This window comes from Streptomyces sp. NPDC086777 (assembly GCF_040702065.1).
GTDB lineage: Bacteria > Actinomycetota > Actinomycetes > Streptomycetales > Streptomycetaceae > Streptomyces.
The window spans coordinates 233,945-258,540 of record NZ_JBFBJI010000011.1; the positions used below are offsets into that span (position 1 = coordinate 233,945).

The 24,596-nt window shown below is 73.0% G+C and carries 24 protein-coding genes and 3 tRNA genes; 12 read left to right on the top strand and 15 right to left on the bottom strand.

What is annotated here, in order from left to right:
* Positions 1–30: 30 nt before the first annotated feature.
* Positions 31–1,044 (bottom strand): LLM class F420-dependent oxidoreductase, encoded by a 1,014-nt coding sequence (locus AB0472_RS18290; RefSeq protein ID WP_366357470.1) that lies wholly within the window; start codon positions 1,042–1,044, stop codon positions 31–33.
* On the bottom strand, positions 1,044–2,270 hold the full coding sequence (locus AB0472_RS18295; protein WP_366357471.1) for a CaiB/BaiF CoA-transferase family protein: 1,227 nt from the start codon (positions 2,268–2,270) through the stop codon (positions 1,044–1,046). The genes AB0472_RS18290 and AB0472_RS18295 overlap by 1 nt, the downstream gene beginning before the upstream one ends.
* Before the next feature lie 179 nt (positions 2,271–2,449).
* Here AB0472_RS18295 and AB0472_RS18300 point away from each other — a divergent pair, with 179 nt between their 5' ends.
* Complete coding sequence (locus AB0472_RS18300) at positions 2,450–3,628, top strand: saccharopine dehydrogenase NADP-binding domain-containing protein (protein ID WP_366357472.1); 1,179 nt, start codon at positions 2,450–2,452, stop codon at positions 3,626–3,628.
* A gap of 15 nt (positions 3,629–3,643) precedes the next feature.
* Here AB0472_RS18300 and AB0472_RS18305 read toward each other — a convergent pair whose 3' ends face one another.
* The 4 genes from AB0472_RS18305 to AB0472_RS18320 all read right to left on the bottom strand — a co-directional run bounded on the left by AB0472_RS18305 (position 3,644) and on the right by AB0472_RS18320 (position 6,191).
* Positions 3,644–3,790 carry a hypothetical protein gene (locus AB0472_RS18305; RefSeq protein WP_366357473.1) on the bottom strand — a complete coding sequence of 49 codons (147 nt, stop codon included), beginning with the start codon at positions 3,788–3,790 and terminating at the stop codon, positions 3,644–3,646.
* A 91-nt stretch (positions 3,791–3,881) separates the two neighbouring features.
* Entirely contained in the window at positions 3,882–4,574 is a 693-nt protein-coding gene (locus AB0472_RS18310) for an endonuclease V (RefSeq protein WP_366357474.1), read from the bottom strand.
* 156 nt (positions 4,575–4,730) lie between these two features.
* The gene (locus AB0472_RS18315) at positions 4,731–5,063 is read right to left on the bottom strand and encodes a plasmid stabilization protein (RefSeq protein ID WP_366357475.1); all 333 of its coding nucleotides are present in this window, start codon (positions 5,061–5,063) and stop codon (positions 4,731–4,733) included.
* 42 nt (positions 5,064–5,105) lie between these two features.
* Positions 5,106–6,191, bottom strand: a complete 1,086-nt coding sequence (locus AB0472_RS18320; RefSeq protein WP_366357476.1) for an oxidoreductase — start codon at positions 6,189–6,191, stop codon at positions 5,106–5,108.
* A 221-nt stretch (positions 6,192–6,412) separates the two neighbouring features.
* Between AB0472_RS18320 and AB0472_RS18325 the strand changes: the two genes are divergently transcribed.
* The 5 genes from AB0472_RS18325 to AB0472_RS18345 all read left to right on the top strand — a co-directional run bounded on the left by AB0472_RS18325 (position 6,413) and on the right by AB0472_RS18345 (position 11,731).
* Entirely contained in the window at positions 6,413–6,829 is a 417-nt protein-coding gene (locus AB0472_RS18325) for an SsgA family sporulation/cell division regulator (RefSeq protein WP_366357477.1), read from the top strand.
* A gap of 275 nt (positions 6,830–7,104) precedes the next feature.
* Positions 7,105–8,742, top strand: a complete 1,638-nt coding sequence (locus AB0472_RS18330; RefSeq protein ID WP_366357478.1) for an ABC-F family ATP-binding cassette domain-containing protein — start codon at positions 7,105–7,107, stop codon at positions 8,740–8,742.
* A gap of 97 nt (positions 8,743–8,839) precedes the next feature.
* Entirely contained in the window at positions 8,840–9,616 is a 777-nt protein-coding gene (gene ddaH, locus AB0472_RS18335; protein ID WP_366357479.1) for a dimethylargininase, read from the top strand.
* Positions 9,617–9,843: 227 nt separating this feature from the next.
* The gene (locus tag AB0472_RS18340; RefSeq protein WP_366357480.1) at positions 9,844–10,818 is read left to right on the top strand and encodes an acyl-ACP desaturase; all 975 of its coding nucleotides are present in this window, start codon (positions 9,844–9,846) and stop codon (positions 10,816–10,818) included.
* A gap of 67 nt (positions 10,819–10,885) precedes the next feature.
* Positions 10,886–11,731 carry a hypothetical protein gene (locus AB0472_RS18345; protein ID WP_366357481.1) on the top strand — a complete coding sequence of 282 codons (846 nt, stop codon included), beginning with the start codon at positions 10,886–10,888 and terminating at the stop codon, positions 11,729–11,731.
* A gap of 21 nt (positions 11,732–11,752) precedes the next feature.
* On the opposite strand, the gene AB0472_RS18350 is transcribed toward AB0472_RS18345, so the two are convergent.
* Positions 11,753–11,828 (bottom strand) — tRNA-Trp (locus AB0472_RS18350).
* 90 nt (positions 11,829–11,918) lie between these two features.
* Here AB0472_RS18350 and AB0472_RS18355 point away from each other — a divergent pair.
* Together AB0472_RS18355 and AB0472_RS18360 are read left to right on the top strand one after the other, a co-directional pair.
* Entirely contained in the window at positions 11,919–13,322 is a 1,404-nt protein-coding gene (locus AB0472_RS18355) for a hypothetical protein (protein ID WP_366357482.1), read from the top strand.
* A 93-nt stretch (positions 13,323–13,415) separates the two neighbouring features.
* Positions 13,416–15,155: an AAA family ATPase gene (locus tag AB0472_RS18360; RefSeq protein WP_366357498.1), complete on the top strand. Its 1,740-nt coding sequence runs from the start codon at positions 13,416–13,418 to the stop codon at positions 15,153–15,155.
* A gap of 4 nt (positions 15,156–15,159) precedes the next feature.
* On the opposite strand, the gene AB0472_RS18365 is transcribed toward AB0472_RS18360, so the two are convergent.
* The 5 genes from AB0472_RS18365 to AB0472_RS18385 form a co-directional block, all read right to left on the bottom strand.
* Complete coding sequence (locus AB0472_RS18365) at positions 15,160–16,347, bottom strand: ribonuclease inhibitor (RefSeq protein WP_366357483.1); 1,188 nt, start codon at positions 16,345–16,347, stop codon at positions 15,160–15,162.
* Positions 16,344–17,672: an SDR family oxidoreductase gene (locus tag AB0472_RS18370; protein ID WP_366357484.1), complete on the bottom strand. Its 1,329-nt coding sequence runs from the start codon at positions 17,670–17,672 to the stop codon at positions 16,344–16,346. The genes AB0472_RS18365 and AB0472_RS18370 overlap by 4 nt, the downstream gene beginning before the upstream one ends.
* A gap of 27 nt (positions 17,673–17,699) precedes the next feature.
* A tRNA-Ala gene (locus AB0472_RS18375) sits at positions 17,700–17,771 on the bottom strand.
* An 11-nt stretch (positions 17,772–17,782) separates the two neighbouring features.
* Positions 17,783–17,854: transfer RNA gene (locus AB0472_RS18380), tRNA-Gly, on the bottom strand.
* A gap of 67 nt (positions 17,855–17,921) precedes the next feature.
* Positions 17,922–18,176, bottom strand: coding sequence for a WhiB family transcriptional regulator (locus AB0472_RS18385; protein WP_366357499.1), 255 nt, complete (start codon positions 18,174–18,176; stop codon positions 17,922–17,924).
* 259 nt (positions 18,177–18,435) lie between these two features.
* Here AB0472_RS18385 and AB0472_RS18390 point away from each other — a divergent pair, with 259 nt between their 5' ends.
* The gene (locus AB0472_RS18390; RefSeq protein ID WP_366357500.1) at positions 18,436–19,227 is read left to right on the top strand and encodes a VOC family protein; all 792 of its coding nucleotides are present in this window, start codon (positions 18,436–18,438) and stop codon (positions 19,225–19,227) included.
* A gap of 18 nt (positions 19,228–19,245) precedes the next feature.
* On the opposite strand, the gene AB0472_RS18395 is transcribed toward AB0472_RS18390, so the two are convergent.
* Complete coding sequence (locus AB0472_RS18395; protein WP_366357485.1) at positions 19,246–20,274, bottom strand: LacI family DNA-binding transcriptional regulator; 1,029 nt, start codon at positions 20,272–20,274, stop codon at positions 19,246–19,248.
* A gap of 121 nt (positions 20,275–20,395) precedes the next feature.
* Entirely contained in the window at positions 20,396–21,415 is a 1,020-nt protein-coding gene (ligD, locus tag AB0472_RS18400; protein ID WP_366357486.1) for a non-homologous end-joining DNA ligase, read from the bottom strand.
* 117 nt (positions 21,416–21,532) lie between these two features.
* Between ligD and AB0472_RS18405 the strand changes: the two genes are divergently transcribed.
* Entirely contained in the window at positions 21,533–22,597 is a 1,065-nt protein-coding gene (locus AB0472_RS18405) for an ATP-dependent DNA ligase (protein WP_366357487.1), read from the top strand.
* A 137-nt stretch (positions 22,598–22,734) separates the two neighbouring features.
* Positions 22,735–23,697 carry a DUF3048 domain-containing protein gene (locus AB0472_RS18410; protein ID WP_366357488.1) on the top strand — a complete coding sequence of 321 codons (963 nt, stop codon included), beginning with the start codon at positions 22,735–22,737 and terminating at the stop codon, positions 23,695–23,697.
* A gap of 136 nt (positions 23,698–23,833) precedes the next feature.
* Here the strand turns inward: AB0472_RS18410 and AB0472_RS18415 are convergent, their stop codons facing one another.
* Positions 23,834–24,298: a MarR family transcriptional regulator gene (locus AB0472_RS18415; protein ID WP_366357489.1), complete on the bottom strand. Its 465-nt coding sequence runs from the start codon at positions 24,296–24,298 to the stop codon at positions 23,834–23,836.
* 184 nt (positions 24,299–24,482) lie between these two features.
* Here AB0472_RS18415 and AB0472_RS18420 point away from each other — a divergent pair.
* On the top strand, positions 24,483–24,596 hold a 114-nt coding region (locus tag AB0472_RS18420; protein ID WP_366357501.1), incomplete at its 3' end, for a CoA-transferase.

Consider the following 24,596-nt stretch of genomic DNA (forward strand, 5'->3'; position numbering starts at 1 on the left):
TTTTTCGAGAGAGGTGCGGGAGAGGGAGGCTCAGAGCCAGTTCCTGACGGTCTCGACCAGGCGGGCGGGGTCCGGGCCGACGGGGGTGACGTCCAGCATGGTCACGCCCGCCTCGCGGAAGGCCTCGATGCGGTCCCGGACGTAGCCCTCCGGGCCGCACAGCGATATGAGCTCGCAGAACTCGTCCGGTACGGCCGCGGCGGCGTCCCGCTGACGGCCGTCGAGGTACAGCTCCTGGATGAGCCGGGCCTCCTTCTCGTAGCCGTAGGCGACGGCGAGGTCGTTGTAGAAGTTCTTGCCGGGCGCGCCCATGCCGCCGACGTACAGGGCGATCCGCGGGCGGACCAGGTCCCGGGCGGCGGCCGCGTCCTCGCCGATGGCGAGCAGGCCGCCGGCGACGATCTGCAGTTCGCCGAGGGCCGGGTCCCTGCGGGCGGCGCCCTCCGCCAGCGGAGTACCCCAGACTTCGTGCGCCTTCTCGGGGATGAACAGGGTGGGCAGCCAGCCGTCGGCGATCTCGGCGGTCATCCGGACGTTGGCGGGGCCCAGTGAGGCCACGTACAGCGGCACGGCGGGGCGGACCGGCCTGGTCAGGAGCTTCAGGGGCTTGCCGAGGCCGCCGGGGCGGGGCATGTCGGTGATGCCGTGGTGGTCGATGACCTCGCGGCGCAGGATCCGCCGGGTCAGCTCGATCGTCTCGCGGGTACGGCCGAGGGGCTTGTCGTACGCCCTGCCGTGCCAGCCTTCGACGACCTGGGGGCCGGAGGCGCCGAGCCCGATGATCGCGCGGCCGCCGGAGATCGCGTCGAGGCCCGCGGCCGTCTGGGCGATGAGGGCGGGGGTGCGGGAGTACACGTTGAGGATCGCGGAACCGATCTTCATCCGTTCGGTACGGGCGGCCAGGTAGCCCATGATCGTGGGCGAGTCGAAGCCGTAGGCCTCCGCGACCCAGACCGCGTCGAGGCCCGCCGACTCCAGCGCGGCCGCCCGGTCCGCCGCCGCGCGCGGGTCCCCCGCGTAGTCGAGGAAGGTCGAGAGCTCCATCAGGTGGCGTCCTTGTCGTGGTGGTCGCGGTCGTCGCGGTCGTCGCGGTCGTCGCGGTGGTCGCGGTGGTCGCGGTGGTCGCGATCGTGGTCGCGGTCGTCCAGGAGTGCCGGTACGTCCCAGTCGGCGGCCACCGCGGCGGTGTCGGCGCCGGGCCGGGCGGGCGGGGTGCGCAAGGCCGTCGGGGTCGCGGAGAAGCGCGGGGCGGGAACCGGCTGGGTGATGCCGCCCTGGTCGGTGAAGGTGCCGCGGGCGGCCAGATGGGGGTGGTGCGGGGCCTCGTGGAGGGAGAGGACGGGGGCGACACAGGCGTCGGAGCCCTCGAAGAGGGCCGTCCACTCGTCGCGGGTACGGGACTTGAAACGGGCGGCGACGCGCTCGCGCAGCTCGCCCCAGCGGGTCCAGTCCTTGCGGGCGTCGGCCAGGTCGTCCACCCCGCCGAGCAGCCGGAGGAACTCGGCGTAGAACTGGGGCTCCAGGGCGCCGACGGCCATGTGGCCGCCGTCGGCGGTCTCGTAGGTGCCGTAGTACGGGCAGCCGCCGTCCAGCAGGTTCGCCCCGCGCCGGTCCTGCCAGCCGCCCGCGGCCACCATGCCGTGGATCATCGCGGCGAGGTGCGCGGTGCCGTCCACGATGGCGGCGTCCACGACCTGGCCGGTGCCGCTCGCGTGCGCGTGGTGCAGCGCGGCCAGGACGCCGACGACCAGGTAGAGGGAGCCGCCGGCGTAGTCGCCGAGCAGGTTGGCGGGGACGGCCGGGGGCTCGTCGGGGCGGCCGATCATGCCGAGGGTGCCGGTGACGGCGATGTAGGCGATGTCGTGGCCCGCGCGGTGCGCGAGGGGCCCCTCCTGGCCCCAGCCGGTCATCCGGCCGTAGACCAGGCGGGGGTTGCGGGCGTGGCAGTCATCGGGCCCGACGCCGAGCCGCTCGGCGACGCCGGGGCGGTAGCCCTCGATCAGGATGTCGGCGCGCTCGGCCAGGTCGAGGACGCGCGCGGGGCCGTCCGGGGACTTCAGGTCGACGAGCACCGAGCGCTTGTTGCGGTTGGTGACGTCGTACGCCGGATCGATCGCGAGCCCGGGGCCGCCGGGCCGGTCGACGCGGACCACGTCGGCGCCCAGGTCGGCGAGGAGCATGGCGGCGAACGGGCCCGGCCCGATGCCGGCCAGCTCGACCACGCGCACGCCGGAGAGCGGGCCGTGTCCTGGCGTCCCTGCCATGGTCATGCCGCCCCCAGTCATGTGACACAACTGATGTAACACCGACGATGCTAAGAACAGGTTCCACCGGGCACAAGAGCGGACGAGCAAGCGCTTAGTCAAGATACCCGGTAGGGGTGCGTCCGCACTCCTCACGCTAGCCTCAGCCACCGACAACGGCGCGGGTTGCACGACCGAGAGGTGTCATGAGCAGGCTGAAGACGACGGACCGTCCCTACGACCTCGTGCTCTTCGGAGCCACCGGCTTCGTCGGCGAGCTCACCGCCGAGTACCTCGCCGCACACGCGCCCGAGGGCCTGCGCTGGGCGCTCGCGGCCCGGGACGAGCGCAGGCTGGAAGCCCTGCGGGAGCGGCTGCCGGGCGGCGCGGCGATCGGGGTGCTGCGCGCCGACGTCGCCGAGCCCGCCACCGTCCGCGCCCTCGCCGAGCACGCGCGCGTGGTGGCCACGACGGTCGGCCCGTACGGCCGTTACGGCGAGGAACTGGTCGCGGCCTGCGCGGACACCGGCGCCGACTACCTGGACCTGTGCGGCGAACCGGAGTTCGTGGACCTGATGTACGTCCGGCACGACGCACGCGCGCGGGAGACGGGCGCGCGCCTGCTGCACGCCTGCGGTTTCGACTCGGTCCCGCACGACCTGGGCGCGTACTTCACGGTCCGGCAACTGCCGGAGGGCGTGCCGCTGACCGTGGACGGGTTCGTCACCGCGGACGCCGCCTTCTCCGGCGGCACCTTCGCCTCCGTGCTGGACCAGTTCGCGCGTCCCCGCCAGATGCTCGCGGCCGCCCGGGACCGCGCCCGGTACGAGCCCCGGCTGCTGGGCCGGCGGACGAGCGCGCCGACGGGTGCCCCGCGGTTCGCACCCGCGGTCGGCGCCTGGGCGCTGCCGCTGCCCACCATCGACGCCCGGATCGTGCAGCGCTCGGCGAAGGCCCTGGACCGCTACGGTCCCGATTTCCGCTACCGGCACTACGCGGCCGTCAGGCACCTGCCGATGGCGCTCGGCGGGGTCGCGGCCGTCGGCGCGGTCGCCGCGGCCGCCCAGCTGCCGCCCGCCCGGCGCTGGCTGTCGGACCGGCTCAGGCCCGGGGCCGGGCCGGACGCGGAGAAGCGGGCGCGCAGCTGGTTCACGGTCCGGTTCGTGGGCGAGGGCGGCGGACGGCGGGTCTTCACGGAGGTCTCCGGCGGGGATCCCGGCTACGGCGAGACCGCGAAGATGTTCGCGGAGGCCGCCCTGTCCCTCGCCTTCGACGAACTGCCGCCCACGGCCGGCCAGGTCACCACCGCGCAGGCGATGGGCGACGCGCTGACCGAGCGGCTGCGGGCGGCGGGCATCGGGTTCCGGGTGGCTGCAACGTTCTAGCTGAGCCGGGTGCCGTCAGGACTGCCACGCCAGCACGGTGTAGAGCATCCCGACGGTCCAGGCGAACCCCGCCACCACGGCGAGGACCAGTGCCGCGTTCACGGCACGCCCGGCGGACTGGACGGGCGGGGCCACGGACTCGGGTGCACGGTGTGTCGTCATGCGGGCCAGCCTGCCGCCCGACGGTAACAGCGGCATCCGTACTGGTACTCAGAATCGTCACTCACGTTCGAGTCGCCCGGGTCCGGACCGCTCACCCCTGGGCTTCACGCAACGCCCTGCGGCACAGCGCGTCCGCACGGCGGGTGGTCTCCGGCAGGCGGTACTCGGGGGTGAGCGCGAGCGTGTGGGCGCAGGCGTTGTCGAGGCCGACACGGTGTCCGACGGAGACGAACACCGGCTTGACCGCGTCCCGGGTGCGCAGCGCGCGGCCGACCTCCTCCGTTCCGGCGAGGAGCGGGGTCTGGCTGCCGCGCGGGGCGCCGGGATCGGCGTGGGCGAAGACGAAGGGGTTCTTGGCGACGCCGATGGTGGGCAGGCCGGTGAGGACGCCCAGATGGCTGGCGAGACCGAAGCGGCGCGGGTGGGCGAGTCCGTAGCCGTCGCAGACGACCAGGCCCGGCGGGCAGGGCAGGGCGTCGAGGGCGGCCCGTACGGTCGGGATCTCGCGGAAGGCGAGCAGTCCCGGCACGTACGGGAAGGAGACCTGGCCGACGGCGGTCGCCTCGGCGACGACCTCCAGGGTCGCCGCGTCCAGGACGACGGCGGCCGCGGCGACCAGGTCGCGCTCGTCGTCGTAGGCCACGTCGACGCCGGTGACCCGCCCGGTGCCGGGGGCCGGGCCCGGCTCGTCGAGAACGACCCGCCCGCGCAACTCGTCCTGTACGGCCAGGGCCTGTTCCTCGGTCGCGGGCCAGCCCGCGGGTACGCGTACGGTCGTCGTCATGGTGGGCACGAGCGTACGGGGTGCCACGCGCGCGTGCGGTGACAGGCCGTGACAACGTCTCCCGGCCGTGACGCCATCCCGCGATCGTGAGGCCATCCCGCGGTCGTGACGCCACCTACGCCACCCCGCGGTCTGCCACCCCGCCTCCGACGGGCTTCAGCTCTTCCTGGCGTTCAGAGCCTGCTGCAGCTGTGCCTTGTTCATGTCCGAGCGGCCCTCGATGCCGCGCTGCCTGGCCTCCTCGTAGAGCCGGTCGTAGGTCGGGCCCTGGGCGCCGCTGTGGGACCGCTTCCCGCCGCGCCGGCCGGACGACATGTCCTCGGTGGACGTCCGGCCGGCGGTCTCGGACTCACCGGACCGGGCGCGTTCCTTGTTGACCGTCCGCGCGGCGATCTCCTCGGCCCGACTCTGGCTCTCGCCGCGGTCGAGCGCGCTCTCCTTGATGTGCTCGTACTGGCGTTCGCGTTTGGGGCTGGATCCGCGTGGCATGACCGCTCCTTTCCGCCGGGGCGGTGAACGGGTACCCCGGGGTCAGTCCTCCAGGCGTGCCACCCGGCCCTGCTCGCCGGCCGCCCAGCAGCTCAGGTCCGGCGTGCAGGACACGGTGTCGTACGAGCCGGTGTCCACGGTGCGCCAGGTGCGGCCGCCGTCGGTGGTCAGGTCGGTGCCGGTGGGGCCCACGGCGAGGGCCGTGGTGCGGCTGTGCGGGAGCCAGGCGACGCCCGAGCGGTAGGCGGGCGGCGGGGTGGCGGCGGGCCGCCAGCCGCGGCCGCCGTCCGGGGTGACCGCGGCCGCCTGCGGCGAGGCCTGGTCGGGGCGGTAGTCGCCGCCGACCGCGAGGCCGTGTCCGCGGTCCCGGAAGGCGAGGGCGAAGACGCCCTTGGCCGGATCGCCCGCCGGGATCGGGGTGTCCGCGGCGGTCCAGGTCAGTCCCCGGTCGGCGGAGTGCAGCACGCGCGCGTGCGCGCCGCCGCCGGTGGCCAGCCAGGCGTCCTTCGGCCCTGCGGTGACCAGGCACTGGCCGCTCGCCGCGAAGCCCGCCTCGCCCGCCAGGGCGGCCGGCATGCCGTCGTCCGGCAGCACGCGCCAGGAACGGCCGCCGTCGCTCGTCGACAGGATGCGGAACTTCCCGTCGACCGGGTCGCTCATGGCGAGGCCGTGACGGCGGTCGAAGAAGGCCATGCAGTCGTAGAAGGCCGCGGGGTCGGTGTTGCGGAAGGACTCCGTCCAGGTCCGGCCGCCGTCGTCGGTGCGGTAGACCCGGGACGCCTCGCCCTCGCCGATGGCCAGCGCCACCGCGCGGCGCGCGTCGAACGCCTCCACGTCCCGGAACTGGAGGTCGCCCGCGCCCGGCGGGGAGACGTTCCGCCAGCTGGTCCCGCCGTCCGTGGTGCGCAGCACGGTGCCGCCGGTCCCGGCCAGCCAGGCGGTGTGCCGGTCCACGGCGGAAAGGCCCCGGAACCGCACGTCCGGAGTGCCGGTGTCCTTGAGCGCCCAGTGCGGTGCCCGGGTGCCGGCCTGTGCGGGGCCGGCGGTCAGCGCGGCCAGTGCCGCGGTGCACGCCACCCCCACCGCGACCGCTCGGCCGGTGTGTCGGGCTCGTCCAGTGCCTCGCATGCTCCCCAAGCGCCTCATGGCGCGCGAAGCTAGCCGACCGTCGCGGCGCCGTCCAGAGGGCCCCGCCACCCCGTCCGGCGGGTAGGCCCCCGGTGTGAACAAGCCCGGTGACAGAGGTCACTCGCCGATCCTGTGCACGGATCGGCCGCATCCTTCGTCTCTTCCAGTGCCAGGTCTCACACACCCGGGAATTCGTACCGCCATCACGAGGGAGCAAGGCGTTGTCCACCGTCATCGAGCAGCCCGTAGAGGCCCGCCTCGTCGCCGCGTCACCGCGCATGCCGAGCATTCCCGCCACCCTGTGCTACGACCGCGCGGACCCCTTCGCCGTGCGCATGGCCTTCCCGGCGCCGGCCACCCTGGAAGGGGTCGACGTCTGCTGGACGTTCTCCCGCGAACTGCTGGCCGCCGGACTGCACGAGCCGGAGGGCGACGGGGACGTCCGGGTGCGGCCGTACGGCTGCGACCGGACCGTGCTGGAGTTCCACGCCCCCGAGGGCACCGCCGTCATCCATGTGCGCACCGGCGAGATACGCAGGTTTCTGGAGGCCACCGGCGACCTGGTGCCCGCCGGTCTCGAACACTTTCGGCTGGACCTGGACCACGACCTGGCCGAGCTGCTGCGGGATGCCTGCTGACCAGGCGTTCTCCGGTGGTGACTAATTGCGTTGACACTCCTTGCGGCGCCTTCTAGCGTGTGTTCCGGTCCTGTTGCCGCCGATTGGAGAAGGACGTTGCTCGTCTGAGGTCCCGAGACACCGCGTCACACCCCTGAGGTGTGTCTGTGGCGTTCGACCTCGGCGTGTGAGCCGTTCTCCTGGCGCAGGATCTCCTCCTGGCCCTCTCGGCTTCTGCCTCGCGGTGTCTCGACACGCGTCTGTCCCCCGACACCGCAAGCAACCGCGAGGCGCCCATGTCAGCATCCGTGACCATCACGTCCCTCTCCTTCGCCTGGCCCGACGGCTCCCCCGTCTTCGAGGGCCTGGACCTCTCCTTCGGCCCCGGCCGCACCGGCCTGGTCGGTGTCAACGGCTCCGGGAAGTCGACGCTGTTGAAGCTCGTCGCCGGCGAGCTCACCCCGGCCGAGGGCTCGGTGAAGGTGACCGGTGAGGTCGGCCACCTTCCGCAGAACGTCACGCTCGACACCGCGCTGCGCGTCGAGGAGGTGCTCGGCATCGCCGCCCGCCGGACCGCGCTGCACGCCATCGAGGCCGGCGACGCGTCCGAGCGGCACTTCGACGTGCTCGGCGACGACTGGGACGTCGAGGAGCGCGCCCTGGTCACCCTCGGCGAACTCGGGCTGGACCACATCGGTCTGGACCGGAGCGTCGGCGAGGTGTCCGGCGGCGAGTCGGTGCTGCTGCGGCTGGCCGCGCTGCTGCTGCGGCGGCCGGACGTGCTGCTCCTCGACGAACCCACCAACAACCTCGACCTGTACGCCCGCAAGCGGCTGTACGCGGCCGTCGCCTCCTGGCCGGGCGTGCTGATCGTGGTCAGCCACGACCGCGAACTCCTCGACCTGGTCGACCAGATCGCCGACCTGCGTGCCGGCGAGGTCACCTGGTACGGCGGCAACTTCTCCGCGTACGAGGAGGCGCTAGCCGTCGAGCAGGAGGCGGCCGGACGCATGGTGCGGGTCGCCGAGGCCGACGTCCGCAAGCAGAAGCGCGAACTCTCCGACGCCCAGGTCAAACTGGCCCGCCGCAAGCGGTACGGGCAGAAGATGTACGACCAGAAGCGCGAGCCGAAGATCGTCATGGGGGCGCGCAAGCGGGCGGCGCAGGAGGCCGCGGGCAAGCACCGCATCATGCACGAGGAACGGCTCACCGAGGCGAAGGAGCGGCTGGACGAAGCGGTGGAGGCGGTACGGGACGACGACGAGATCCGCGTCGAACTGCCGTACACGGCCGTACCGCCCGGCCGCAACGTGCTGACGCTGGAGAACCTGGAGCTCGCGCACGGCTCGCGGGTGAAGGGGATCCTCGACCTGCGCGGGCCCGAGCGGATCGCGCTGATCGGACGCAACGGCGCGGGCAAGACGACGCTGCTGCGGACGATCGCCGGGGAGCTGGCGCCGGTCGCCGGCGAGGCGCACGCGCACGTGCCGCTGCGTTTCCTGCCGCAGCGCCTGGACGTCCTCGACGACGGGCTGACGGTCGCCGAGAACGTGGCCCGGTTCGCACCGGACGCCGGCAACAACCGGATCCGGGCACGGCTCGCCCGCTTCCTGTTCCGGGGTGCCCGGGCCGACCAGCCGGCGGGGACGCTCTCCGGCGGCGAGCGCTTCCGGGCCGCGCTGGCCGCGCTGCTGCTGGCCGAGCCCGCGCCGCAGCTGCTGATGCTGGACGAGCCGACGAACAACCTCGACATGGCGAGCGTCCGGCAGCTCACCACGGCCCTGGAGTCGTACGCGGGCGCGCTGGTCGTCGCCAGTCACGACCTGCCGTTCCTGGAGTCGATCGGGATCACGCGGTGGCTGCTGATGGCGGACGGGGAGCTGACCGGCACAACTGTGGACGAGGTGGCGCGTCTCGGTGAGGGCACAGCCTGACAACAGGGGTTTTGTCGACACCGATCCGCCCTGCATGATGGCGGTCCGGCGCCCCGCAACGGGCGCCGGACCGAATCACCGACCCCGGAGACCCGTCGTGCCCAGCAAGAAGGCCCTCATCCGCCGCCCCAGCCCACGCCTTGCCGAAGGTCTGGTGACGCACGTCGAGCGGGAGAAGGTCGACGTCGAACTCGCCCAGGAGCAGTGGGAGGCGTACGCGGAGACGCTGCGCGCGCACGGCTGGGAGACCATCGAGGTGGACCCGGAGGACGACTGCCCGGACTCGGTGTTCGTCGAGGACACGGTCGTCATGTACAAGAACGTGGCGCTGATCACCCGGCCCGGCGCCGAGTCCCGGCGCGAGGAGACGGCCGGCGTCGAGGAGGCGGTGGCCCGCCTCGGCTGCTCGGTGAACTGGATCTGGGAACCGGGCACCCTTGACGGCGGAGACGTCCTCAAGGTCGGTGACACCGTCTACGTCGGCCGCGGCGGGCGGACCAACGCGGCCGGGGTGCAGCAACTGCGCGCCGCGTTCGAGCCGCTGGGCGCGCGGGTGGTCGCCGTACCGGTGAGCAAGGTGCTGCACCTGAAGTCGGCGGTGACCGCGCTGCCCGACGGAACGATTCTGGGGCACATCCCGAACGTGGACCGGCCGTCGCTGTTCCCGGGCTTCCTGGCGGTGCCCGAGGAGGCGGGCGCGCACGTGGTGCTGCTCGGCGGCGGCAAGCTGCTGATGTCGGCGAGCGCCCCCAAGTCCGCGGAGCTGCTGGCCGATCTCGGCCACGAGGTGGTCACGGTGGACATCTCCGAGTTCGAGAAACTCGAGGGGTGTGTGACCTGCCTCTCGGTGCGGCTGCGAGAGTTGTACGCCTGACGAGTGATCGTTTCACCTCTTCGACCCCGGGACCTGCGGGTCCCGGGGCTGCTTGGCATGTCCCGCTTCGCCTTGTGCACCGGGCCTGATCAGCAGTCTTTACAGCGCACTTAACCTACGGCTTCGTAACCTACGGATTCGTAGCCTACGATCACGTAGGTTTCCGGCCCCGCTCGCCGGTCTTCTCCCGTTCATCCGCTCTTGTTCGGCGTCCCCCTGGAGTTCTCGTGACGATCACTTCTCCCCATCTCGGCAGCCCGACCGTGTGGACCGACGCGCGGCTGCTGTACGCCTTGGAGGAAGTGGTCGAGAAGGAGCTGAACCGGCATCTGAACGTCGCCAAGGACTGGATGCCGCACGAGTACGTGCCGTGGAGCGACGCCCGTAACTTCCCCGGCTTCTTCGAGGACGGCGAGGCCTGGGGCAAGGAGCAGTCCAAGGTCACCGAGATCGGCCGGATCGCCCTCGTGGTGAACCTGCTCACCGAGGACAACCTGCCCAGCTACCACCACGAGATCGCCTCGCTGTTCGGCCGGGACGGCGCCTGGGGCACCTGGGTGCACCGCTGGACCGCCGAGGAGGGCCGGCACGGCATCGTGATGCGCGACTACCTGCTCGCCTCGCGCGCGGTGGACCCGGACAAGCTGGAGCAGTTCCGGATGTCGCACATGAGCGAGGGCTTCGAGTCGGACAACCGGCACTCGATGCTGCACTCCATCGCCTACGTCGCCTTCCAGGAACTCGCGACCCGCATCTCGCACCGCAACACCGGCCACCAGTCCGGCGACCCGGTCTGCGACCGCATGCTGGCCCGCATCGCGACCGACGAGAACCTGCACATGGTCTTCTACCGCAACCTCCTGAAGGCCGCGTTCGAACTGGCCCCCGACCTGACCATGCAGGCGGTGCGGGACGTCGTCGTCGAGTTCCGCATGCCCGGCCACGGCATCCCCGGCTTCGAGCGGGCCGCCGCCCAGATGGCGATCGGCGAGGTCTACAACCTGCGCATCCACCACGACGACGTGCTCCAGCCGGTGCTGCGCTTCCTGAAGGTCCTGGAGATCGACGGCCTCGGCCCGGACGGTCTCAGGGCACAGGAGGAACTCGGCCTGTTCATGGGCGGACTGAACGCGGAGGCCACGAAGTTCGACGAGAAGCTGGCCGCGCGCAAGGCCCGGATGACGGCGCGCGCCGGCGCCTGACACGACGACGGACGGGCGCCCGGATTCTCCGGTGCGCCCTGTCGGTGGCCTGCGGCATCATGCGCGCATGCGTGACGACACCACTTCCGGCCGGGCGGTCGGCTTCCTGCTGGACCTGATCGACCCGGCGGACGCCGACCGGGTACGCGCGCGGGTCGGGCTGTCCCGCCCGGTGCCGGAGGACCTCCGGGAGACCAGGCGCCGGATCCCCTGGGGGCTGCCGGCGCTGCCGGCCTCGGTGGTGCTGTGGATGCTCCAGGAGGACGACCCGGATCTCAACGCCGTCGTCTGGCGGCTGCTCACCGACCGGGACACGGCACTGCGGCGGGCGATCCTGGACGGCGTGCCCTTCGCCCCGGGGCGACTGCTCGCGGTGGAGGTCGATCCGGTACTGCGCGACGACTACGCCGAGCCGCCGGTCCCGGAGCGGGTCACCCGCCTCGGGCTGGTGCCGGCCCTGCGCGCGTCGGACTCCATGGCCGCCGCGCGGGAGGCCGCTTCCATGGTCTACCGGCGTGAGCACTGGCAGACGGTCGCCGAGGCGGACCGCGAGAAGTCCCTGCCCGGCTACGTCCGCTGGGCCCTGTCCGTCCGCGCGGACTGCCCGCCCACCCTGCGCGCCCAGTTCGGCACCCACCGCAAGTTCGACTTCAGGGTCCGCCAGGCGGGGATCCTGGACGGTCCCGCCACGTACGCCCTCGACCACGGGCCGGCCCGTGACGTGCTGCAGGTGCTCTCCCTGCGGCACGTGATGTTCCCGCGCCGCGCCACCGAGGCCGAGGACGCGCTGCGCCCGCTGGTCCACGACCACCTGGGCGCCCACGAGGAGGCCTGGGCGGTGCTGGCGCAGCTCCTCGACACCTTCCACGGCACGGCCGGGGAACTGGTCAGGACGGCGGGGGCCATCGCCTAGCGCGTTCGGGGCGCCGCAGGGGGCGGGGCGGCCGGATTCGAACCGGCGTGCTCTGGTTCTGGAGACCGGTGCGCCTGCCTCTGCGCTACGGCCCCGCCCTTACGGCAGATCATAATGCCTTGGCCCGTTGTCGGTGCCGGCTGGTACCAATGGAGCAACGGGGGAACTGCGCGGCGGGGGACGGCACATGACGTACGGGGAGCGGGGGCGGCCACGCCCCGCGGTGGTCGACCTGGCCGACCGCAGGGCGCTCGAGGCGTACCGCCCGGCGGATCCGGAGGTCGTGGCCCGGGCGCGGCAGCTGAAGGAGGCCGCGCTGCTGGACTTCGGGCTGACGGAGTCGACGGTCGCCTCGTGGCTGTACTCGAAGTGCCCGCACCAGATCCCGACGACGGCGGTGGACACCGCTGCCGTGGTCGCCTCGGGCGACGGCACCTGCCTGTTGCTCTACAACCCGGACTTTTTTGTCGGGCTGGGCCTGGACGGCGTGAAGTTCGTGCTCTTCCACGAGGCCCGGCACCTGGTGCACCGTCACCTCCTGGCCGGTCCCGAGCTGCGCGAGGACCCGGTGTTCACCCTCGCCGCCGAGGTCGCCGTCAACCATGTGGCCCTGGTCCGCCTCGGCCGCACGGAACTGCCGGTGCTGGACGGCCGGCCGACGGGCGTCGACCCGCGCACGGTGTACGACGCCTACCGGGACGACCTGACGGCCCACGGCCTGGAGCCGCTCACGTACGAGGCGTTCACCGAGACCGACCTGCGGATCTACGGCGAGCTGAAACGCATGCGCGAGCCACCGGTGCCGCCGCCGCTGTGCCCGCACCTGGTGGCCGGCCTGGTCCCCGCCGACCAGGCGACCGTGGACGAGGTGACGTCGTCGGCGCTGCTCAACTCCCTGCTGGCGGCCCGGCGCGGCCACGCGGGCGCGGAGCGGGAGCTGCTCGACCTCATGAACCGTACCGAGGACGGGTCGGCGCGGGCCGCGCGGCTCTGGGGGAAGCTGGGCGCGGGCGTGTTGCGCGGCGGGACCGCCCGCACCCGGACCGTCGACTGGTGGCAGCGCTGGCTGGTCGACGTCCTGGGTTCCCGGCTGCGCGACGGCGAGCGGCTGGTGTACCCGAAGAAGCGCGGCGCCCTGCTCGCGGCCCTCGGGCAGGACCCGATGCTCGCCCGGCGCGGCCCGGTGCGCGAGAAGGTGCTCGTCATCGCCTACGACACCTCGGGCTCGATGCCGGACCGGGTGGTCGACTGGCTCACCCGGCTCGTCGGCCAGATCGACGGGGTGGCGGCGCACTGGCTGTCCTTCGACGCCGTGGTGATGCCGTTCCGGCCCGGCGAGCGGGTGTACGGCGGGGGCGGCACCAGCTTCCAGGCGGTCGCGGACTACGTGGAGGGCCGTACCGAGGTGGCGGGCCGGCGTTGCGAGGTGGACCCGGACGCGGTCCTCGTCCTCACCGACGGCCACGCGCCGCCGATCACCCCGGCCGAGCCGGAGAAATGGATCTGGCTGATCACCGAGGGCGGCGACGACTGGCCCGAGACACACACACCCGCGATGGACTGCCATCGCGTCACCACGGGATCACGGTAGATGAGCACGGAGAAGCAGGAGAAGCAGGAGAAGCGGCGGACGCAGGAGACACGGCAGCCGGCCGCCTCCCGTCTGGAGTCCTTCATCGACGCGATGATCGACATGCGGCAGACGGGGCAGGTCTTCGGCGAGCACGGCATCGGCAAGACGGCGACGTTCTTCTCGCACCTCGCCCGCGCGTACCCGGACACCACGCTGGTGTACGTGCCGGCGGCGAACCTGACCCCGGACGACCTGCTGGTCAACGCTCCGGTCCGGGACCCGCGCACGGGGGAGCTGGTGCTGCGTCAGCTGGTGATGGGCCGGCTCCGGCCGGGCCGGCCGTTCGTGCTGCTCATCGACGACTCGCTGCAGGCGGGCGACACGATCCAGTCGCAGCTCATGCAGGTCGCCTGCAACTGGACGCTGGGCGAGCACGACCTGCGCGCCCTGGGCTGTGTGGGCGTGTTCCTCACCGACAACGAGTCGCTCTCGGAGACCTCGGCACGCCGTGGCGACCTGGCGCTGCTGGACCGCATGGTGACGATCCGGATCACCGCGAACGACACGTCGTGGCGCCGTCATCTCGCGGCCCGGTACCGCCCCTGGGACCTGCGTCCGGTGTTCTCCCTGTGGGCTTCCCTCTCCCCCGCCCTGCGCGAGCTGCTCTCCCCGCGCACCCTCGACCACGTGCTGGCCAACGCGCGCGAGGGCTTCCCGCTGCGCTGGGGCCTGCCGCTGGCCGGCGGTGAGCGGCTGCGGCTGGCCGAGCCGGGCCCGGACGGACGGCCGGGGCAGGACCGCACGGCCGAGATCCTCGACCGGATCGCGGCGAGCGTGGGCGCCGCCAACCCGGCGACGGTCGCGGACCCGGTGCGGCAGGTGGTGCGGGCGGCGCTGCGCAACCGCTGGACGGTGCTGCTCCAGGGGCCGCCGGGCTGCGGCAAGACGGAGCTGGTCCGGGAGACACTGCGCGACGGGCTCGGCCGGGACCCCCTGTACTTCTCGCTGCCGGTGACGAACGTCGAGGACCTGTGCGCGCCGGTGCCGTCCCCGGACGGCACGCTCGACAACCTCCTCGCCGCGCCCTTCACGGGGCCGGAGCCCAAGGCGATCGTGTGGGACGAGTACAACCGGCCCAAGGACCGGGCCGCGTTCGCCAAGCTGATGGAGGTCACCCAGGAGTGGTCGCTGGCGGGACAGCGGATCGAGAACCTGCGGGCCCAGATAGCCGTGCAGAACCCGCCGTACCACCTGGGGCGCAAGCTGCTGGTGTCGCGGAACAACATCGCCCAGGCCACCCGGTTCACGGCCTCGCTCCTGGTCGAGCCCGAGGACATCCCGGCCAACGAGTGGCTGCTCGCCCGGTACGGCCGGGACGCCGAGACGGTCCTGGAGTGGTGGAAGCACGACATCGACGACGAGGGCCGGGCCTGGATCACCAAGCGGACCCTGGAACGCCTCGTCAAACTGCACCGCAAGGGCCTGCCGCTGGAGATGGCCACGGTCTACCTCGGCGACGGCGAGTACGCGCCGGTGCCGCTGACGGCCCTCGTCGACCGTTTCCAGGGCCGCCCGGTCACGGGTCTGCGCGAGCTCGCCCGTGACGTCGACGCCTGGGAGGACCGGCTGCGCGGGGCCGCCGCGCACTCCGGCGAGGGCGATGACGACAGCGACGTGGTGCACCAGATCCTCGCCAACGCGGAGCTGTCCCAGCTGAAGAGGCACCGGGCGGCGGTGGGCCGCCTGGTGGCCCTGCTTCCGGCCAAGCTGCGCGCGACCTACCTGGTGGGGGCGTCCGAGCGGCAGCAGCGCTACTGGATGGAGGTCTTCACGGACCTGCGCGGGAGCTGACGGGTCAGGCCTGCGGCGGTGCGGTCCGGTGCACGCTGCGTACGGCGGCCACGTCGGCCGGGACCGCGGGGGCCGGGATGCCGGCGCTGAGGCCGGCCAGACGGCGCTTGACGCTCGCGGCGATGCCGGCGCCGAGGCGGTAGCGGGTGGCCGTGCCGGCGTGGGCCGCGTGGTCGAGGAGCCGGTGGGCCTCGCGGCTGCGCATCCCGGTGTGGGTCAGCACCAGGTGGGCGAGGCGGTGTTCGGAGGCGGACAGGGCCCGGCCGATCGTGTCGGCGGCGGCCAGGTCGATCCGGTTGTCAGCCGCGGCGAGGACGGCCGCCGCCCGTACCCGCCCCATGTCGAGCAGGGTCACCCCGGCGCCGGCCGCCGCCGTCACCAGGCGGGCGGCGGCCGCCGGTCCGATGCCGTTGCTGGCGACCGCGAGCCGGGCCAGCCGCCCGTACGGCGCCCGGTCCAGGGCGCCGGCCAGCTCCAGCGCGCCTGCGTCCCCCAACCGGGCGGCGGACACGTACAGTTCGCCGAGCCCACCGTCGGCGACGACGGCCGCCAGGGCCCGCGCCCCGGCCGCGCCCAGCGGGTTGCCGCCGGCGAAGAGCCGTTCGATCCGCCGTCCGTTGCCGGCAGCCGCGAGCAGCGCGTCGGCGAGCACTGCCGCGCCGTCCGGGTCGAGTCCGGTCTGGACGAGGTCGAGGGTGCGCAAGGAACGGGCGGACTCGATCAGCTCGGCGGCGGCCCGGCCGCCCGCGCCGCCCAGCGGGTTGCGCTTGAGCCACACCCCGGTGACGACCTGCGGCGAGGCCCGCAGCTGGTCGGCGATCCGGCAGGCGCCGCCCGCCGTGATGCCGTTGCAGCCCAGGTAGAGCGTCTCCACCTCGGCACCGGAACCTGCCACGGCCTCGGCGCCCGTGTCGCCGAGGGCGTCCATGCCGAGCAGCAGGTGCCGTACCGGAGTGGGCCCCGCGCCGAGGGCCTCGGCGATCAGGGCGGCGCCCGCCGGGCCGACGTCCTGCTTGCACAGGTCGAGGCGGCCGTCCGGCAGGGCGGTGCCGGCGGTGAAGTCCAGCCGCTCCCCCGCCGGTCGGCCGGCCCGCAGCCAGTCGAGCAGCGGGGCGAGTTCGGCGGTCGGTCGCGGCGCCACGTGCGGGACACCGGCGAAGGTCTCGCGCCGGTCCTGCGGTTGCTCGTTCACCACTCCGCCTCCCGGTAGTCCTTCAGGAACACCCCGGACACCGGGTCCCCGGCCTCGCCGCGCACGATCGGGTCGTAGACGCGGGCCGCGCCGTCGACGACGTCCAGGGGCGTACGAAAGCCGGCGCCGGCCATCCGGGCCTTCTTCGGGGCCGGGTTCTCGTCGGTGATCCAGCCGGTGTCGACGGCGCACATGTGGACGCCCTGCTCCGCGAGTTCGGCGGCGCTGGTGCGGGTGAGCATGTTGAGGGCGGCCTTGGCCATGTTGGTGTGCGGATGGCCGGCCATCTTGTTGCGGACGGTGAACCGGCCCTCGACCGCGGTCACGTTCACCACGTAGCGGCGCGGCCGGGGCGAGGCCAGCAGCAGCGGCAGCAGCCGGTCGCACAGCAGGGCCGGCGCCAGGGCGTTGACGAGCTGGGTCTCCAGGACCTCGGCCGGGTCGAGGGCACCGAGCCGGGCGGACCAGGAGTTCTCGGGCGACGGGTCGGGCAGCAGCCCGGCCTCGTCGGCCTCGCGCAGGGCCACGGGCAGGGCCGCGGCCGACCCAGCCAGTGCGCGCATCGGGGTGAACCCGGGGGCCTGCCGGGCCCCCGGGGGCAGCGCGTCGGTTTCGCCTGCGGCCAGCAGGGCGTACGACTCGGGCGGCCTGCGTACGGTCTGGGCCGCGTTGTTGACGAGGATGTCCAGCGGCTCGCCCTCCTGCCGCAACTCCTCGCACAGGCCGAGCACCTGGCGCGGGTCACGCAGGTCGACGGCGAGGACGGTGAGCCGGTCCAGCCACTTCGCGCTGCCGGGGGCGGCCTCGAAGCGGCGCACGGTGTCCTGCGGGAAACGGGAGGTGACCAGGACCTCGGCGCCGTCGCGGAGCATCATCAGCGCCAGCTGGAAGCCGATCTTGACCCGGCCGCCGGTGAGCAGCGCGCGGCGGCCGCCGAGGTCCGTGGTGAGGGCGCGGCGCGTGGTGTTGTCGGCGGCACAGCCGGGGCAGAGCCGGTGGTAGAAGGTGTCGACCTGCCGATAGGGCGACTTGCAGACGTAGCAGGTGCGCGGCTTCCGGAAGACGCCGCCGGTGCCGGGCGCGGCCAGCGGCGCGTCCTCACGGCGGTCCGCGGCACCGGTCGCGGTCGCGGCCATCACGGCGGCGTCGGCCTGCGACGTCTCGGTGCCGCGCGTCCTGCGGCGGCGCAGCCGCCCGTCCCGGGCGAAGGAGGCGGCGACCTGCTCGGCACGCAGCCGCACCGGGTCGTCGACGGGCAGTGCCCGCAGCTTCCCCACGACCGCGTGGAAGGCAGCCAGTTCCGCCTCGGTGATCGCCTCGCTCATCCGCCCCGCCCCGTGTCCGCCGTAGCGTGGTCCCGGCCGGATTCGAACCGGCGTATCCGTCATGCCATGACGGCGAGTCTGCCTCTGCTCTACAGGACCTCGTCACGCGGCCCGGACGACCGGATTCGAACCGGCGTGTCCGCCTGGGCAAGGCGGTGCGTCTGCCTCTGCGCTACGTCCGGCCGCGTCCCCGGATGGTATCCGGGGACGGCCGTACGGTCGTACCGCATTGTGCCGGCGGGCGCGGGGTCAGCGGGCGGCGCGGCGCAGATCCAGGCGTTCCTTCTCGGACAGGCCGCCCCAGACGCCGAAGCGTTCGTCGTTGTCGAGCGCGTACTCCAGGCAGGCCGCACGCATCTCGCACATGCCGCAGATGCGCTTGGCCTCGCGTACCGAGCTGCCGGGCTCGGGAAAGAAGAAGTCCGCCCCGGTCTGCGCACACAACGCCTGCGCCTGCCAGGCCGGGACGGGCGTGCGGGGCGGGGTGATGGTGTCGAAGTGCATGGCCAGGATCGTGCCGGGCGGCGAAAAACGTTCGATCAACGCCCGCTCAACGCCCCGGCGGCAGAGCACTTCAGCCTCGATCATGCTCCCGCGCGCCACGCCCGCGCACGGCGGCGCGCGGAACGGATCCAAAACTCGGCGACTGCGTCGGGTGACCCACGGTAACCGGGTCGCGGTGGGCGTGGGCGGGCGGCGATTGTCAGTGGTCGGTGGAAGACTCGGCGCAGCAGAGAACAGGACCCTTCCGAGGAGGGCGATGATGCTCACCACCCGTTTCGTCAACGGTGCCCCCAACTGGATCGACCTCGGCACGCCCGAGATCGACGGCGCCGTCTCGTTCTACAACGGCCTCTTCGGCTGGCAGTTCCGGTCGGCGGGTCCCGAGGCCGGCGAATACGGTTTCTTCCAGCTGGACGGCCGGACCGTCGCCGGCGGTATGCAGACCGGCCCGGAGCAGGGCCCGCCCTCCTGGACGGTGTACTTCCGGAGCGAGGACGTGCAGGCCACCGCGAAGGCGGCCGAGCAGGCGCACGGCAGTGTCCTCGCGCAACCGATGGACGTGCTGGGCCAGGGCCACCTGGCGGTCCTGACCGACCAGGCAGGGGTGCCCTTCGGCATCTGGCAGCCGGCGCTGACCAAGGGCGTCGACGTGGCGGGCGAGCCGGGTTCGCTGTGCTGGGTCGAGCTGTACACCCCGGACATCGCGGCCGCCGCGGCCTACTACCACAAGGTGCTCGGTCTGGAGACCTCCGGCATGCCCTTCCCCGGCGGCACCTACACCTGCGTCAACCCGGCGGGCGGCGACGACGCGTCGATGTTCGGCGGGATGGTGCCGCTGGCCGAGGACCCGGCCGAGGCGCAGGCCGGCGCGTACTGGCTGCCGTACTTCGAGGTCGAGGACCCGGACGCGGTGGTCGAGAAGGCCCAGCAGACGGGCGGCCGGGTGCGGATGCCGGCCACCACGCTGGAGGGGGTGGGGCGGATGGCCAAGCTGGCCGACCCGTACGGCGCCCGTTTCGCGGTGATCAGGAGCGAACCGCAGCAGACCTGAGGCCAGAGCCGGGGCCCGTCACGCGGTCGCACGCCGGATCAGCGTCGTGGGCAGGACGACGCTGGCCGGCGCGCCGGTCGCCGGCCCGCTGCGGTTCAGCGCGGACAGCAGCAGGCGGGCCATCAACCGGCCCATCTCCTCGATGTCCTGACGGACCGTCGTCAGCGGCGGCTCGGTCTGCTCGGCGACGGGCAGTACGTCGTCGAAGCCGATCACGGCGACGTCCTCGGGCACCCGGCGGCCGCGTTCGCGCAGGACGCGCAGGGCACCGAGGGCGGTGAGGTCGTTGGCGGCGAACACGGCGTCCACGTCCGGGCACCGGTCGAGGAGTTCGCCCATGGCCCGCTCGCCGCCGGTGGGGGTGAAGTCGCTGGCGACGACCAGCCGGGGATCGCTCTCCCCCATCACGTCCCGGTATCCCTGCAGCCGGTCGGCCGCCGACGTCTGGTCCAGCGGCCCGGTGATGTGCGCGATCCGGGTCCGGCCGAGGCCGACGAGATGGCGCACCGCGTCCTCGGCGCCGCCCCGGTTGTCGCAGTCGACGTACACGGCGCTGTCCGTGCCGTCGCTCCAGCCGGGCCGGCCGCCGAACACGGTGGGGACGCCGGCGCCCTCGATCAGGCCGGGCAGCGGGTCGTCGAGGTGGAGCGAGAAGACCAGCGCGCCGTCGACATGGCCGCCGGCGAGGTAGCGGGCCACCCGGGCATGGTCGTCCCGTCCCTCGGTGAGCAGCAGGACGAGCTGGTTGTCGTGGGCGGTCAGTTCCTTGCTGATGCCGCGCAGCTGAAGGGCGAAGAAGGGATCGGTGAAGATCCGGGTCTCCGGTTCGGCGATGACGACGGCGACGGCGTCGTGCCGTCTGGTGACGAGGCTGCGGGCCGCCTGGTTGGGGACGTAGCCGAGTTCCTCGACCGCCCGCCGCACCCGTTCCACGAGCGGCTCGCGCACGCCGTCCCCGCCGTTGACGACCCGTGACACGGTGGCCCGGGAGACCCCGGCCCGCGCGGCCACGGCCTCCAGCGTGGGGCGCGACACTGCGTCGGACACCTCGGCCCTCCTCCTCGGCGGCTGGCGATCAGCATAGTCCTGGGCGCCGGGGGCCGGCCGGAGCGCTCGCGCCGGGCGCCGCACCCGCCGGCCGCGGCCGGGACGTGGCCGGCTCCCGTCGTCAGGAGGGCTGTTCGGGCCGTGCCCGGCTGGGCTGGACGCGCTTGGGCTCGCCCGGCATCTTCGGGTACTCCGGCGGATAGGGCAGGTCGCCGAGGCCGTGCTCGTCCTCGTCGCGGCGGGCGAGTTCCAGGAGGGCGTCGAGGGAGTAGGCGTGGTCGTCCATGTCGGCGTGCACGTCGCCGAGTTCGGCGAACCGGGCGGGCATCGTGACCAGGTCGAAGTCCGCGGGCCGCACGTCGTCGACCTCCTCCCAGCGAAGTGGCGCCGAGACGGGGGCGTTCGGGCGGGGCCGCAGCGAGTAGGCGGAGGCGATGGTGCGGTCGCGGGCGGTCTGGTTGTAGTCGACGAAGATGCGCTCGCCGCGTTCCTCCTTCCACCACCTGGTGGTCACCCTGTCCGGCATCCGGCGCTCGAGTTCGCGGCCCACGGCGATGGCGGCGCGCCGGACCTGGGTGAAGGTCCAGCGGGGTTCGATGGGCACGAAGACGTGCAGTCCGCGGCCGCCGGAGGTCTTGGGCCAGCCCCGCAGTCCGCCGAACTCGTCCAGGACGGCACGCAGTTCGTGGGCGGCGCGAACCGCGTCGGCGAAGTCGGTGCCGGGTTGCGGGTCCAGGTCGATGCGGAGTTCGTCGGGCCGGTCGACGTCGCCGCGCCGCACCGGCCAGGGGTGGAAGGTGAGCGTGCCGTACTGCGCGGCCCACACCACGGCCGCCTCCTCCGTGGGGCACATCTCGTCGGCGGAGCGGCCGCTGGGGAAGGTGATGTGCGCGGTGGGGATCCAGTCGGGCATGCCCTTGGGGGCGCGCTTCTGGTAGAACCACTCGCCCTCGACGCCGTCCGGGTAGCGCTGGAGGGTGGTGGGGCGGTCGCGCAGGGCGCGCAGGATGCCGGGGGCGACGGCCGCGTAGTAGCGGGCGACGTCCAGCTTGGTGAAACCGCGCTCCGGGAAGAACACCTTGTCCGGACTGGACAGCCGTACGGTCCGGCCGGCCACCTCCAGTTGCACCGCATCGCCCATGCGGCCACGGTAGGCGCACCACCCCCACCCCGCATATCGGCTCGACGCGGTCGCGGGCCCGTACCGGAGCGTGCCGCGTGACGCGCGGACGCCGGGCAGTGCTCGTACAGTCGTGGCATGGATCTGCCGGTGATGCCGCCCGTGAAGCCGATGCTCGCCAAGTCGGTGGCGACGATCCCGCCGGACATGCAGTACGAGGCGAAGTGGGACGGCTTCCGCGCGATCGTGTTCCGGGACGGCGCCGAGGTGGAGCTGGGCAGTCGGACCGGGAAGCCGCTGACCAGGTACTTCCCCGAGCTGGTGGCGGCATTGAAGCAGCGGGTGCCCGAGCGGTGCGTGCTGGACGGGGAGATCGTGATCGCGCGGGAGGGCCGGCTGGACTTCGACGCGCTGACCGAGCGGATCCACCCGGCGGACTCCAGGGTGCGCACGCTGGCGGAGCGGACGCCCGCCTCGTTCGTCGCCTTCGACCTGCTGGCGCTGAACGACGAGTCCCTCCTCGACGTCCCGCTCACCGACCGCCGTGCCCTGCTCACCAGGGCCCTGGCCGACGTGACCCCGCCGGTGCATCTGGCGCCGGCCACCACCGATGTCGATGTGGCCCGGCGGTGGTTCGAGCAGTACGAGGGGGCCGGCCTTGACGGGGTCGTCGCCAAGCCGCTCAGCCTGCTCTACCGCCAGGACGAGCGTGCCATGTTCAAGGTCAAGCACGAACGGACGGCCGACGTCGTGGTGGCCGGTTACCGCTTCCACAAGAGCGGCCCCGTGGTGGGCTCGCTGCTGCTGGGCCTGTACGACGACCGGGGCGCCCTCCAACACGTGGGGGTTTCGGCCGCGTTCCCGATGAAGCGGCGGGCCGAGCTGGTCGAGGAGCTGGAGCCGCTGCGCATGGCCGACGCCTCCGGCCACCCGTGGGCGGCCTGGGCGGAGGAGGCCGCACACGAGTCGGCCCGGCTGCCCGGCGCGCCGAGCCGGTGGTCGGGCAAGAAGGACCTGTCCTGGGTGCCGGTGCGACCGGAGCGGGTGGCCGAGGTGGCGTACGACCACATGGAGAACGGGGCCCGTTTCCGGCACACCGCCCGGTTCCGTCGCTGGCGCCCCGACCGCACCCCGGAGAGCTGCACCTACGCCCAGTTGGAGGAGCCGGTGCGCTACGACCTCACGGAGATCCTGGGGTCCTGACCGTCCCCGTTGCAGTTCGACCGAGTATGGCCTCAGCTGACCTGTTGAGCACACAATCAGTCAAGAGCGTGCACGGGGTGGGACGAGCGGGGGCAGCGGTGGACACGCGACGACATGAGGCGCCGACGCGCCGGACCGTGCTGACGGCAGCACTGGGGGCGGTCGCGACCGCCGCCGCCCTCACGGCGGGCTGCACCCGGCACGACTCGGCGGACGACGGCCGCGCACCACGGGCCACCCCGGCGCCGAGCGGGGGTACCCCGACGCCGAGCGGTCAGCAGGTCACCGGATCGGTGCTGGCGGTGAAGATCGACAACGTGGCCCCGGCCCGCCCGCAGACCGGGCTGGACTCGGCGGACGTGGTGTACGCGGAGCAGGTGGAGGGCGGCCTCAGCCGCCTGATGGCGGTGTACGCCGACAGGCTCCCCAAGGTCATCGGCCCGGTCCGCAGCGCCCGCGAGTCCGACCTGGAACTGCTGCGCCAGTTCAGCCGGCCGACGCTCGCCTTCTCCGGCGCACAGAGGAAACTGCTCCCCCTGATCGCCCGGGCGCCGTTGCGGCCTGAGTCACCCGCGGAGGCGTCCGGCGCCTACTACCGGGGCGGCGGCCGGCCGGCCCCGCACAACCTGTACCTCCACCCGGCCGCTCTGATGCCGGACGGGGCGCCCGGCAGAGCGGCACTCACCACCGGCTTCCGCTACGGCCCGGCCCCGGCCGGCGGCACGGTCACCGCGTCCCGCAGCGTGCGGTACCCGGCGGCCCGTTTCACCTTCACCTGGTCCGGCGACCGGAAACGCTGGCTGGTGTCGATGGACGGCACCCCGGCGACGACGGCGGCAGGCAACCGGCTGGCAGCGGCGACGGTCGTGGTGCAGCACGTGCGGATCCGGCCGTCGGCGTACCACGACGTCCTCGGCAACAACACACCGTTCACCGAGACGGTGGGTACGGGGAGGGCGGAGGTACTGCGGGACGGTCGGTCGTTCGAAGCGACCTGGTCCCGCCCGGAGGCCACCGGCGGGACGACGTTCACGCACGCGGACGGCAGCCCGGTGAACTTCGCCGAGGGTCAGGTCTGGGTGGTGTTCGCGAAGGCCTGAGGCTCCACCGGACGAGCCGGCGGTTCACCGCGAGCCGGTGTTTCACCGGGGGCCGGGGGTTCACCTCGAGCCGGGGGTTCACCGCGGCCGGTGGGGGCCGATCGCGCAGTTCCCGGCGCTCCTCATGGGGCGCTGCTCACGCCCGGGAGGCGAGCGGTTCCGTGGGATTGCGCAGGTCCTCGGCCGCGTCCGAGACCCGGCGGATCAGGTCGAAGAAGAGGCTCTGCTCCTCGGCGGAGAGCGGGGCCAGGAAGACCTGGTTCATCCGGGCGGTGCGCACGACGAGCTTGCGGTGGACCCGCACTCCCTCGTCGGTGAGGCGCAGCAGGAAGCGGCGGCCGTCCTGGGGGTCGCGCACCTTGTCGAGGAGGCCGCGCCGGCCCAGCCGGCTGATGACCTCGGCGATGGTCGACCGGTCCAGACCCACCCGCTCCCCCACGGTCCGCTGGTCCAGTCCCGGCTCGGCGACGAGCGCGTTCAGCACGGCGAACTGGGGCGAGGTGGTCTCCTCCGAGACCATCGTGTTCCACAGCAGGTAGTGGGCCTGCTGGAGTCGCCGGGCCAGGTGCCCGGGGTGGGTGGTGAGGTCCACCGCGGCCATATGCGCTCCCGTGGTCCGAATTCGTCGGTGCACTGAACGATACCCGCGGCCATCCGTCCTGTCTGTACACCCGACTGCCGTCGGTCTAAGCCTTGACTGGTGCCGATGCCGGTGGCAGCGTGGCAGACATCTCGCTGAAATACTCAGTGCCCTGACTAATTCGGGGAGAGACGAGGCTTCACGGATGGACAAGGTGGTCGCCACGGCCGCGGAGGCGGTGGCTGATGTGCCGGACGGTGCGTCGCTGGCGGTGGGTGGGTTCGGTCTGAGCGGTGTGCCGAACGTGTTGATCGGGGCG

Excerpts from the sequence above, each read along its gene's own strand:
- AB0472_RS18290 (WP_366357470.1), bottom strand. The coding sequence starts at position 1,044 with ATGGAGCTCTCGACCTTCCTCGACTACGCGGGGGACCCGCGCGCGGCG.
- AB0472_RS18295 (WP_366357471.1), bottom strand. The coding sequence starts at position 2,270 with ATGACCATGGCAGGGACGCCAGGACACGGCCCGCTCTCCGGCGTGCGC.
- AB0472_RS18300 (WP_366357472.1), top strand. The coding sequence starts at position 2,450 with ATGAGCAGGCTGAAGACGACGGACCGTCCCTACGACCTCGTGCTCTTC.
- AB0472_RS18305 (WP_366357473.1), bottom strand. The coding sequence starts at position 3,790 with ATGACGACACACCGTGCACCCGAGTCCGTGGCCCCGCCCGTCCAGTCC.
- AB0472_RS18310 (WP_366357474.1), bottom strand. The coding sequence starts at position 4,574 with ATGACGACGACCGTACGCGTACCCGCGGGCTGGCCCGCGACCGAGGAA.
- AB0472_RS18315 (WP_366357475.1), bottom strand. The coding sequence starts at position 5,063 with ATGCCACGCGGATCCAGCCCCAAACGCGAACGCCAGTACGAGCACATC.
- AB0472_RS18320 (WP_366357476.1), bottom strand. The coding sequence starts at position 6,191 with ATGCGAGGCACTGGACGAGCCCGACACACCGGCCGAGCGGTCGCGGTG.
- AB0472_RS18330 (WP_366357478.1), top strand. The coding sequence starts at position 7,105 with ATGTCAGCATCCGTGACCATCACGTCCCTCTCCTTCGCCTGGCCCGAC.
- AB0472_RS18345 (WP_366357481.1), top strand. The coding sequence starts at position 10,886 with ATGCGTGACGACACCACTTCCGGCCGGGCGGTCGGCTTCCTGCTGGAC.
- AB0472_RS18355 (WP_366357482.1), top strand. The coding sequence starts at position 11,919 with ATGACGTACGGGGAGCGGGGGCGGCCACGCCCCGCGGTGGTCGACCTG.
- AB0472_RS18360 (WP_366357498.1), top strand. The coding sequence starts at position 13,416 with ATGATCGACATGCGGCAGACGGGGCAGGTCTTCGGCGAGCACGGCATC.
- AB0472_RS18370 (WP_366357484.1), bottom strand. The coding sequence starts at position 17,672 with ATGAGCGAGGCGATCACCGAGGCGGAACTGGCTGCCTTCCACGCGGTC.
- AB0472_RS18385 (WP_366357499.1), bottom strand. The coding sequence starts at position 18,176 with ATGCACTTCGACACCATCACCCCGCCCCGCACGCCCGTCCCGGCCTGG.
- AB0472_RS18390 (WP_366357500.1), top strand. The coding sequence starts at position 18,436 with ATGCTCACCACCCGTTTCGTCAACGGTGCCCCCAACTGGATCGACCTC.
- ligD (WP_366357486.1), bottom strand. The coding sequence starts at position 21,415 with ATGGGCGATGCGGTGCAACTGGAGGTGGCCGGCCGGACCGTACGGCTG.
- AB0472_RS18405 (WP_366357487.1), top strand. The coding sequence starts at position 21,533 with ATGGATCTGCCGGTGATGCCGCCCGTGAAGCCGATGCTCGCCAAGTCG.
- AB0472_RS18415 (WP_366357489.1), bottom strand. The coding sequence starts at position 24,298 with ATGGCCGCGGTGGACCTCACCACCCACCCCGGGCACCTGGCCCGGCGA.